The following is a 10,446-nucleotide window of genomic DNA, read 5'->3' on the forward strand; positions in this document are numbered from 1 at the left end:
GCTCAGACGTCGACGCGCGGCAGCAGCCGGTCCAGCCAGCGCGGCAGCCACCAGGCGCGCTCGCCGAGCAGCGCCATCACGGCGGGGATGAGCGTCATCCGGACGACGAAGGCGTCGGCGAGGATGCCGAAGGCGAGCGTGAAGCCGACCGATTTGATGATCTCGTCCTGCTCGAGGATGAAACCGGAGAAGACGGCGCCCATGATCAGCGCGGCGGCGGTGACGACGCGGGCGCCGTGGCGGAAGCCCTCGCTGACCGCACGCGTCGGTCCGGCGCCGGCGACGTGCTCCTCGCGCATGCGCGAGACGAGGAACACCTGGTAGTCCATCGCCAGCCCGAAGAGGATGCCGATGATGATGATCGGCAGCAGGGAGACGATCGGCGCGGTCTGCGCGACGCCGAACAGGTCAGCCGCGAAGCCCTTCTGGAAGATCGCGACGACGCCGCCGAACGCCGCGCCGATCGTCAGCAGGAAGCCGCCGATCGCGGTGAGCGGGATCACGATCGAGCGGAAGGCGATCGTCAGCAGCACGAGCGCGAGCCCGACGATCACGATCAGGAACGGCAGCAGCGCATCGCCGAGTCTGTCGGAGACGTCGATGTTGACCGCGGTCTGGCCGGTCACGAGCACAGCGGCGCCGACCGCGCGCCCGAGTCCGGGCGCGCGGTCGCGAATCGCCTGGACCAGCTCCTTCGTCCGCTCGCTCGACGGGCCGCTGCTCGGAGTCAGCGAGAGGACCGCGGTGTCGCCGCTGTCGTTGAACGCCGGTCTGCCGACGCTGGCGACGCCGCTGTGGCGGCGCAGGTCGCGCGCGACCGCGTCGGCGGCGCGTCTGACCTGGCCGGCGCTGCTGTCGCCGCCGTCGACGACGATCGTCAGCGGTCCGTTGAAGCCGGGGCCGAAGCCGTCGGCGAGCAGCTCGTAGGCCTTGCGGTTGGTGTCGGCGGGCGACGCGGTCGAGTCGTCGGACACCCCGAGCCGCATGTCGAGCGCCGGGATCGCGCAGGCGCCGAGCGCCACCACGGTGAGCACGACCGCCGGCACCCGGTGGCGGGTGACGAGCCCGACCCAGCGTGAGCCGAGCGTCGGCTTGGCGGCGCGGGGGCCGGTCTCGAAGTTCTTGCCCTTCTGCAGCCGGCGGCCGGCGAAGCCGAGCAGCGCGGGCACGAGCGTGATCGCGATCAGCACGGCGATCACGACGGTCGCGGCGGCGGCGAGCCCCATCGCGGTCAGGAACGGGATGCCGACGATGCTCAGGGCGGCGAGCGCGATGACGACGGTCGAGCCGGCGAAGAGGACGGCGCTGCCCGCGGTGCCGACGGCGCGTCCGGCCGATTCCTCGGGATCCATCCCTTCGAACAGCTGCGTTCGGTGGCGGGAGATGATGAAGAGCGCGTAGTCGATCCCGACCGCGAGCCCGAGCATCAGCGCCAGCGTCGGCACGCTCGCGCTCAGGTCGACGAAGCCGGTCGCGACCGTGATGCCGGTGAGGCCGATGCCGATGCCGATGATCGCCGTCAGCAACGGCAGGCCCGCGGCCACGAGCGAGCCGAAGGTGATCGCCAGCACCAGCGCGGCGACGCCGAGGCCGAGCAGCTCGCCCGCGCCGCCTTCGTCGGGCTCGATCACGGCGTCGCCGCCGAACTCGACCTGGACGCCCGCCGACGCGGCGCGCTGCGCAGCGACGTGGACCGCCTCGCGCGGACCGTCTTCGAGCGTGTCGGCGGGGTCGTCGAAGCTCACCTGCGACAGCGCGATGCGGCCGTCTCTGGAGACGAGGCCGTCGGCGAACGGGTCGCTCGCCGCCAGGACGCCCGGGGCGCTGGCGACCGCGGCGACCGCCGTCTGCACGGCCGCTCTGCGGGCGCCGGTCAGCGGCTCGCCCACGGGTGCCGCGAAGACGATCCGGCCGGAGGCGCCGCTGGCCTGCGGGAGTCGCTCCTGCAGGAGGTCGATCGCCTGCTGGGACTCGGTGCCGGGGATCGAGAAGGTGCCGGTGGTCGGGCCGCTGAGCGTCGCGGCGCCGACGACCATGACGCCGAACAGCGCGAGCCACAGCGCGAGCACGAGGCGTCGCCTGCGAAAGGCGACGCGGCCGAGTCGGTTGAGCACAGATGCCATCGAAGAACTCCCTTGCGAACGTCGGGTGGGGGTGCTCTTCCACGGTGCGGCCCCGCGCTCGGCCCGGCGAGGGCCGGTGGGCGTGACCGGCTGCGCACGAAGGGTGCGGCTCATCCACTCCTTTCGGAGCTGGTGCAGCCGAGCGCCCGTCCTAAGCTGTCGACCATGTCCGTACGTCGGCTGATCGAGCGCGGCAGCGGCGGCGCTGCGGTGACGAGCCGCCCCGACTGGCGACGGCGCAGCGGCTGGCCGACCGCGGTCGACGTCGTCCGCGCGGTGCTCGCGGCGGTGCTCGGCGTCGGGTTGATGCTCGCGGCCGAGGACCAGCTCAACATCACGCGGGAGATCGACTGGGCGGCGATCGCGCTGACGGTCGCCGCCTGCGCGCCGATCGCCTTCCGCCGCACCGACCCGCTCGCGGCTCCGGTCGTCGCGCTGACGGTCACGCTCGTCGGCACGGTGCTCGGCGAGCCGATGGCGGCGGGGACGTGCGCCGCGCTCGGCCTCGTCGGTCTCGCGGCCAGCCGCGCCGAGGTCCCGGTGACCGGCACGCTCGGCATCTACTCCGGCCTCGTCGTCGCCGTCGACGTGCTGATCAGCGCCGACGCGGCCCTGCCGGTCGTGACGGTCGGCGGCTTCGCGGTCGGGATGCTGCCGGCGCTGATCGGCGAGAAGTTCCGCGCCGAGCGCATTCGCGCACGCGACGCGCACGAGCTGGCGCAGCGGATCGAGCAGCTGCGCGACCGCGAAATCGGGCGGGCGCTCGCCGAGGAGCGGGTGCGGATCGCGCGCGACGTGCACGACATCACCGGTCACCACCTCAGCGCGATCTCCCTGCAGGCGTCCGGCGCCGGCGGCACGACGTCGGATCCGGAGGCGCGCGCGGCGTTCGACCGCATCCACGGCCTGACGACCGAGGCGCTCGGGCAGACCAGACGCGCGCTCGGCGTCCTGCGTCAGCAGTCCGAGGCTGCGGCGCTGGCGCCGTCGCCGCGGCTCGCGCAGGTCGAGGACCTGCTCCTCCCCGCGCGCGCCGCCGGCATCGCCGTCGAACTGCGCGTCGAAGGCGACGCGCGCGAGCTGTCGGAGACGGTCGAGATGTGCGCCTACCGCGTGATCCAGGAGTCGCTGACGAACGTCGCGCGCCACGCCGGCGCGCGCTCGGTGCGGGTCGCGGTCGCCTACGGCGAGGCGAGCTTGGGGCTCACGGTCGGCGACGACGGGATCGGCGGCGGGACGCCGCGCCCCGGCGGCGGGATCGCGGGGATGCGCGAGCGGGTCGCGCTCGTCGGCGGCGAGCTGACCGCCGGGCCCGACGACGGTGGCGGCTGGGCGGTTCGCGCGCGGCTGCCGCTGGACGGTCGCGGATGACCGTTCGCGTCGTCGTCGCCGACGATCAGGCGATCGCGCGGCAGGGGCTGCGGATGATCCTCGAGAGCGGCGACGACATCGAGGTGATCGGCGAGGCGGTCGACGGGCTCGACGCGCTCGGTCAGGTGCAGCGGCGCAGACCGGACATCGTCCTGATCGACATCCGCATGCCGCGCATGGACGGGCTGGAGGCCACGCGCCTGCTGCGCGACGTCGAGGGCGTCCAGGTGATCGTGATCACGACCTTCGACCTCGACGAGTACGTGATCGAGGCGCTGCGCGCCGGGGCGGTCGGCTTCCTCGTCAAGGACTCGCCGCGCGAGCGGATCATCGACGCCGTCCACGCGGTCGCCCGCGGCGACGCGCTGATCTCCCCGGAGGTCACGCGTCGCCTGCTCGACCAGTTCGTCTCCAACACGCCCGCCCGCGCCGGCGACCCGCGCCTGGCCGAGCTGACCCCGCGCGAGCACGACGTGCTGCTGCAGCTCGCCGCCGGCCGCGGCAACGCCGAGATCGCCGCCCGCCTCTTCCTCGAGGAGAGCACCGTCAAGGGCCACGTCAGCCGCCTGCTCGCCAAGCTCGGCCTCGCCAACCGCGTCCAAGCCGTCATCTTCGCCTACGAGACCGGCCTCGTCGTCGCGGGGACGACCAGCGAAGGCCGTGAGCAGGAGTGATCCCCGGTCGAGACGGGCTCGGGCGCCGGCCGCGACGGCGGCCGCGTCGTCTTCACCGGCACGCCGGGCGCGCGCTACCGATGACGAGCGGCCGCACGATGATCGGCATGCCGCGCCACGACGCCTCCCGCACCCGCTCGACCTCGAGCTCGCCGGCCTTGATCAGCTCGACGGTCGCGCGGTTGCAGCGGCAGCCCTCGGCGAAGCGGCGCCACGGCTCGGCGAGACGGTCCTGCCACGCGGCGAGCAGCGCCGACTCGGCCCGGACGTGCTCGATGAACAGCAGCCGGCCGTCTGGACGCAGCACCCGCGCGATCTCGCGCAGCGCGACGTCCGGCGCCTCGACGGTGCACAGGACGAGCGTCGAGACGACCGTGTCGACCGAGCCGCCGTCGAGCGGCAGCCGCTCCGCCGGCGCAGCGATCACGCGGGCGGCGCGCCCGCTGCGGCGCAGCCTGCGCTGCAGGCGGGCGTTCATCGCGGCGTCGGGCTCGGTCAGGATCAGCTCGTCGAGATCGGCGGGGTAGTGCGGGAGGTTCAGGCCCGTGCCGCTGCCGAGCTCGACGGTCCGCCCCCGCGCATGTCTCAGCAGGTCCCGGCGCTGCCCGCGCATCACCACCCGCTCGCCCAACCACAGGACGGGGTCGTATGCGGCCGCGAACAACCGGCTCCAGGGACCGGCGGCCGGCGCTGTTGCGTTGGGATCGCTCATGGCGACGACGTTACGGCCGCCGACCGGCACCGCGCATCGCCCGCCGGGGCCATCTTCGGCCGATGGCCCGTGCGGGCCTCGGGCTCAGATCAGACCGAGGCGCGCCGCCTCCGCGACCGCGGCCGCACGAGAAGGGCGCCCGAGCTTGCTGCGGATGTTCGCGACGTGGCGATGGACCGTGTGCCGGCTGACGCTGAGCTGCTCGGCGATCTCCAGCTCGCTCAACCCCTCCGCGACGAGCGCGAGGACCTCGCGCTCGCGTCGTGACAGCAGCGCCTCGGCGGGTTCGCCGTCGGCACGCTTCACTGCTGCGTCCGGCGCGAGGAACGAGCGCAATGCGCGCGTCACCGACCGCGCGTCACCGACCCACGGGAGATGCGCCCGTCCCGTAAGCGGGACCAACGTCGCGCCCGAGATCGCGGCCGCCAGCGCGCGTCCCTGCTCATACGGGATCGCACGATCGCCGCGGCGGTGGATCACCTGCGTCGGAGCACACACGCGCTCCAGCTCAGCCCGCACGTCGCAGCGATAGACCAGGTCGAGCAGCGCCGCCGCGGTCTCGGCGCTCGCCGCGTCCCGCTGCAGGCGTGCGAACCACTCCCGCTGCGCCGCGCTGGCGTCGGCCTGGAAGACGTCGGCGAGCACCCGCGAGCCCAGGCCCCAATGCGAGCGCACCGCCGCGACGATCGCGTCGCGAACGCCGGGCGGCGCTATCGCGCCGCCGTCGGCGTAGGCGCCGTAGAGCAGCAGCCGCTCGACGCGGTCCGGCCGTCGCGCGGCGAACGCGACCGCCGTGCAGCCGCCTGACGATCCGCCGAGCACGGCCGCCCGTTCGAAGCCGAGCTCGTCCAGGACAGCGCCCAGCAACGCTATGCCCGTCTCCAACGTCAGATCCCGCGGCAACCCGTCGCGGTCGGACATGCCGACGCCGAGGTTGTCGTAGCGCACGAGCGTGTGCCGCTCACCGACCGCGTTCCAGAACGAGCGAATCGCCGGGTTGCTCCAGTCGAGCTCGAGGTGGCTGACCCACCAGGCGGGCACGACGAGCGGCGGGCCCTCGCCGATCGCCGAGAACGCGACGCGCCGCCCCTCGAACCGCAGGAACCGGATCTCCAACTGGCCTGCCACACACGCGACGCTACACCGTCCGCAGCGCCTCGGTCGGGGACATGCGGGCGGGGCGCAGGGCCGGGACGAGGCCGGCGATCGCGCCGTCGTCAGTCTGGGACCGCGACGACGATCTTGCGCCCGGCATGGAGCCCCTGCTCGAGGCGGCGATGTGCCGCGACGACGTCGTCGAGGGCGAACACCTTGTCGATCGCGGGCCGCAGCGCGCCGAGGCTCACACCGGCGTTCAGGAAGGCCGCCATGCGCTTCACGACGACGGCGTCGAGCGTGTGCTCGAAGCTCCGGTAGCTGAAGATCGTGAGCGGCGGACCGCTCGGGAAGGGGGTGGGCCGAGGGTCGAGGAAGCCCGCGGCGACCAGTGCTCCGCCGGGGCGGGCCGCCTTCAGGAGATCCTGTTGGCCGGGACCCATGACGACGTCGAGGACGATGTCGGCGCCGCTCCCGCCGGTGTGGTCGCGGACGGCTTCGGCGATGTCCCCCCTGTCACCGGCGACGACCGCGGCAGCGCCGGCCGCGAGCAGCTCGTCCGTCTTCGCCGCATGCCGCGTGACGGCGATCGGCACGGCGCCGAGCTGATTGGCGATCTGCATCGCCGCCCGGCCAACGCCACCGGACGCGGCGGTGACGAGGACGTGGTCGCCGGGCCGCATGCCCGCCTTCTCGACGAGCGCCCCGTAGGCGGTGGAGTACGCGACCCAGATCGCCGCTGCCTCCGTGATCCCGAGTCCGGCAGGCCGGGCGACGACCCGGCTCGCGGGGACCGTGGTGAACTCGGCGTAGCTGCCCCTGACGCTCGCGTCCGGAATGGCCGCGAGGATGACCGGATCGCCGACCTCCAGCCCGGCGACCTCGGGGCCCAGCGCGTCGACGACACCGGTTCCTTCGACGCCGAGGCGAGCGTGCGGCAGGGGGATGGGCGCGGGCGACGCGCCGGAGCGCATCATCAGGTCGAGCGGGTTGACGGCGAACGCCTCGATCCTGATCCGTACCTCGCCGGCTGCGGGCTCGACGACCGGTTCCTCTACGACGTGCATGACATCCGGCCCGCCGAACTCGTCGAAGACGACGACTCGTGGCATGGTGACTCCTTCGCATCTGGCGCTGGTCTCGTTGCTCGCAGACGACGTTACGGAGCCGCGGGTTACCTCCTGGTACCTTCGATTTTCCATGCAGAACGCGGCCGGACCATCCTTCCTCGCCGACTGCCCCACGCGCCTGGCGGTCGAGATCATCTCCGACAAATGGGCTGTGCTCGTGCTCTTCGGGCTCAGCGATCAGCCCCGCAGACACGGCGAACTCGTCGACCTCATCGGCGGCATCTCGCGCAAGGTCCTCACGCAAACGCTGCGCCGGCTCCAGCAGTACGGCCTGGTCGAACGCCATGCCGAAGCGCCGCGGCGGATCGAGTACCGCCTCACCGACCTCGGCCAGACCCTCGTCGAGCCGATCGAGGTCCTGACGACCTGGGCGCGGGACCACGGCGAGGCGATCGTCGACTTCCAAGCGGCGGCGCAGCGGGGCACAGCGGCCGTCTGAGCGGTGGGCGGACGATGCACGGGTCTCAGGACAGGACGCGGGCGAGGGCGGCGTCGGACAGGGCGTTGGCTCGGGCCGTGACGGCGGCCGCGGGCGCGACCATGTCGAATCCGTGGGGCACCAGCGGCAGCACGTGCAGCTCGGTGGGAACGCCGGCGCTCAGCAGGCGCGCGGCGTAGTCCACGTCCTCGTGCACGAAGCCGTCGAGACCGCCCACATGGATGTAGGCCGGAGCGAGACCGGCCAGCTCCGCAGCACGTGCCGGCGCCGCGTAGGCGGGCACGTCGCCGCTGTCGTAGCCGTCACCGAGGTAGCAGCGCCAGGCGAACGCGTTCAGCTCGCGCGGCCAGATCGCGAGCAGGTCCCACTGGCTCGAGGCCGTCAGCTGGCGGTCGTCGAGCATCGGATAGATCAGGTGCTGGTGGATCAAGTCGATCCCCGCGTCGCGTGCGCGCAGCGCGCACGCGGCCGCCAGGCCGGCGCCGGCGCTGGAGCCGCCGACAGCCAGCCGTCCGGCGTCGACGCCGAGCGCGGCGGCGGCGGCGTGCACGTGCTCGAGCACCGCGTAGCAGTCGTCCATCGGGCCGGGGAACGGCGTTTCCGGCGCGAGCCGGTAGTCGACCGAGACGGCGACGCAGCCTGTCGCCAAGACCAGCGCGTCGAGGAACGGCTGGTCCATGTCGTAGCTGCCCGCCATCAGCCCGCCACCGTGCATCCAGACGATCGCGGCCCGCTCGCCGTCGGCACGCTCGGCCGGCCGGTAGATGCGCACCGGCACGTCGGGCGCGCCCGGCGCGCCCGGCACCAGCCGCTCCTCGCGCAGCACGCCGGCCGGGGGCGTCGGCTCGTAGGGCACCCTCGGCGGCATCGCGCGCATCTCGGCCAGCAGCTCGAGCGTCGGCTGCGGCCCGCGCTCGCCCAGCGCGAAGCGTCCGTCGGCGAGGATCGCCGCCACGACCTCGGGATCCATCACCGCATCTCCAGCTCGTCGAACGGCGGATGGCGCAGCAGCTCGAAGATCTCCTCGATCGCGAACGGGCACATCACCGCGGACCGCCCGTGCTCGGTCCAGTAGTAGTTGCTGGCCCGCGGGTCGCTCCAGACCCGGCGCGCGTTGCGCTCGTCGACGTCGGCGTTGTAGCGGTCGTAGGCCTCCCGCGTGGGCTCGATCGCCCGCCGGTCCTCGCGCAGCAGGCGCTCGATGCACTCCATCCCGTAGCGCGTCACGAGCTCGTGGAAGGACGCCGGCACGAGCGCGCCGTTCGTGTTCGGCCCGTACACCGACCACAGGTTCGGGAACCCGGGGTACATGCAGAAGCGATGCGCGCGGGCGCCGCCGACCTTCCACAGGTCGCTCAGCGTCTGGCCCTCGCGGCCGGTCACCGTCATCGGGAACAGGTACTCGGACGCGTGGAAGCCGGTCGCATAGACGATCACGTCGAGCTCGTGGTGCGTCCCGTCGCCGTCCTCGATCCCGGTCTCGGTGATGCGCCGGACGCCGCTGGTCACGAGCGTCACGTCGTCGCGCTGGATCGCGTCGAGCACGCTGTACTCGCTGTCGACCAGCACCGCGCGCGCCGACCAGGGCGGATGCGCCGGCGTCATGATCGCTCGCAGCTCGGGATCGGCGACCTTGTCGTGCAGGAACGCCAGCGAGGCCTCGCGGCTGATCCGGTTCAGCGCGCTGACCGTGTGCGGGTCATCGAAGTCCGGATCGATCTCGGTCAGCCGGCCGAACGCCCGGCCGATCGAGAGCGCGCGGATGCGCATGTAGTTCGTGTAGTACGGCAGGTTGCGATCGAGCCATCCGACCTCCTCCGGGAACGGCGAGAGGTAGCCCTGCACGCCGAACAGCCATTGCGGCGTGCGTTGGAAGGCGACGACGTGCTCGGTGCTGCGCGCGAGCTCGGGGATGAGCTGGTAGCCGGTGCAGCCGGTGCCGACGACCGCCACCCGCTTGCCCCTCACGTCGGCGTCCTCGGGCCAGCGCGACGTGTGCCACGACGCGCCGCGAAAATCCGCCATGCCCTCGATCTCCGGGATCTTCGGGCGGTTGAGGAAGCCGACCGCGGTGAAGACCGCGTTGGAGCGCACGGTGTACCCGCCGTCCGGCCCCTCGACCTCGACCTCCCACTCCCCCGCCTCCTCGTCCCAGCTCAGCGCGCGCACCTCGGTGTCGAAGACGGTGTGCTGGTTCAGCTCGAACGTGTCGGCGACCCACTGGAAGTACGCCTGGTTCTCCTCCCAGGTGCAGAACGGGCTCGGGTAGGGGTAGTCCGCACCGAAGATGTGCGTGTAACCGCGGCTCGGCGTGTCCAGCCGCGCACCGGGGTAGCGCGTCTCCCACCACGTGCCGCCGACGCCGGAGTTCTTCTCGAAGACCTGGAACGGGATGCCGGCACGCTTGAGCATGAGCGCGATGTTCACGCCGCCGACCCCGGCGCCGATCACCGTGACCGAGAAGCCGTCCAGGCGGTCGGGTCGCTCCTCGTCGCTCCACGTGACGCTGCGCACCCACGGATCGAGCGCCAGCTCTTCCAGCCACAGCGCGAACTCCGCATCGTCGATCTCGCCCCCGAGCGTCAGCGGGATGCTCTGGCGCAGCCGCTCCCGCGAGCCGATCTCCAGCGGACCGGCGCCGGCGTCGCGGCGCGCGCGCAGGAATGCGACGGCCTTGCGGCGCAGCATCGCGACGTCGGCCTCGTCGGCGACCATCATCGCGGTCTGCAACCCCGACGGATCGGTCATGACGCGGGTCGCGGCGATCTGCTCGTCGCCCGTCAACTGGTACAGCAGGCCGCGCAGCACCATCGGCTCGGCGTGGGCGACGGCGCGTTCGATCTGCTCGTCGCTGGCAGCGAGCAGCTCCGAGGCGGTCTCGTGGGTGGTCGGCACGTCTCTG

General features: G+C 72.8%; 9 protein-coding genes. 3 read left to right on the top strand and 6 right to left on the bottom strand.

Going from position 1 to position 10,446, the window contains the following annotated elements:
• Positions 1-2: 2 nt before the first annotated feature.
• Positions 3-2,123 (bottom strand): MMPL family transporter, encoded by a 2,121-nt coding sequence (locus tag Q7L65_RS11515; RefSeq protein ID WP_304721291.1) that lies wholly within the window; start codon positions 2,121-2,123, stop codon positions 3-5.
• A gap of 165 nt (positions 2,124-2,288) precedes the next feature.
• Here Q7L65_RS11515 and Q7L65_RS11520 point away from each other — a divergent pair, with 165 nt between their 5' ends.
• On the top strand, positions 2,289-3,494 hold the full coding sequence (locus Q7L65_RS11520) for a sensor histidine kinase (protein WP_304721293.1): 1,206 nt from the start codon (positions 2,289-2,291) through the stop codon (positions 3,492-3,494).
• Positions 3,491-4,168: a response regulator transcription factor gene (locus Q7L65_RS11525; protein WP_304721296.1), complete on the top strand. Its 678-nt coding sequence runs from the start codon at positions 3,491-3,493 to the stop codon at positions 4,166-4,168. Before Q7L65_RS11520 ends, Q7L65_RS11525 begins: the two co-directional genes overlap by 4 nt.
• A gap of 52 nt (positions 4,169-4,220) precedes the next feature.
• Here Q7L65_RS11525 and Q7L65_RS11530 read toward each other — a convergent pair whose 3' ends face one another.
• The 3 genes from Q7L65_RS11530 to Q7L65_RS11540 all read right to left on the bottom strand — a co-directional run bounded on the left by Q7L65_RS11530 (position 4,221) and on the right by Q7L65_RS11540 (position 7,087).
• Positions 4,221-4,880 (bottom strand): class I SAM-dependent methyltransferase, encoded by a 660-nt coding sequence (locus Q7L65_RS11530; protein WP_304721297.1) that lies wholly within the window; start codon positions 4,878-4,880, stop codon positions 4,221-4,223.
• A gap of 84 nt (positions 4,881-4,964) precedes the next feature.
• Positions 4,965-6,008, bottom strand: a complete 1,044-nt coding sequence (locus Q7L65_RS11535; RefSeq protein WP_304721299.1) for an alpha/beta fold hydrolase — start codon at positions 6,006-6,008, stop codon at positions 4,965-4,967.
• Positions 6,009-6,097: 89 nt separating this feature from the next.
• Positions 6,098-7,087 (bottom strand): zinc-dependent alcohol dehydrogenase family protein, encoded by a 990-nt coding sequence (locus Q7L65_RS11540; protein ID WP_304721302.1) that lies wholly within the window; start codon positions 7,085-7,087, stop codon positions 6,098-6,100.
• Positions 7,088-7,175: 88 nt separating this feature from the next.
• On the opposite strand from Q7L65_RS11540, the gene Q7L65_RS11545 reads away from it, so the two are divergent.
• Positions 7,176-7,544, top strand: a complete 369-nt coding sequence (locus tag Q7L65_RS11545) for a winged helix-turn-helix transcriptional regulator (protein ID WP_370552555.1) — start codon at positions 7,176-7,178, stop codon at positions 7,542-7,544.
• 25 nt (positions 7,545-7,569) lie between these two features.
• Here the strand turns inward: Q7L65_RS11545 and Q7L65_RS11550 are convergent, their stop codons facing one another.
• The gene (locus Q7L65_RS11550; protein WP_304721306.1) at positions 7,570-8,514 is read right to left on the bottom strand and encodes an alpha/beta hydrolase fold domain-containing protein; all 945 of its coding nucleotides are present in this window, start codon (positions 8,512-8,514) and stop codon (positions 7,570-7,572) included.
• On the bottom strand, positions 8,514-10,439 hold the full coding sequence (locus Q7L65_RS11555; protein WP_304721308.1) for an NAD(P)/FAD-dependent oxidoreductase: 1,926 nt from the start codon (positions 10,437-10,439) through the stop codon (positions 8,514-8,516). The genes Q7L65_RS11550 and Q7L65_RS11555 overlap by 1 nt, the downstream gene beginning before the upstream one ends.
• Between the last annotated feature and the right edge of the window lie 7 nt (positions 10,440-10,446).

Origin of the sequence: Conexibacter sp. CPCC 206217, assembly GCF_030646165.1 — a bacterium.
Lineage (GTDB): Bacteria > Actinomycetota > Thermoleophilia > Solirubrobacterales > Solirubrobacteraceae > Conexibacter.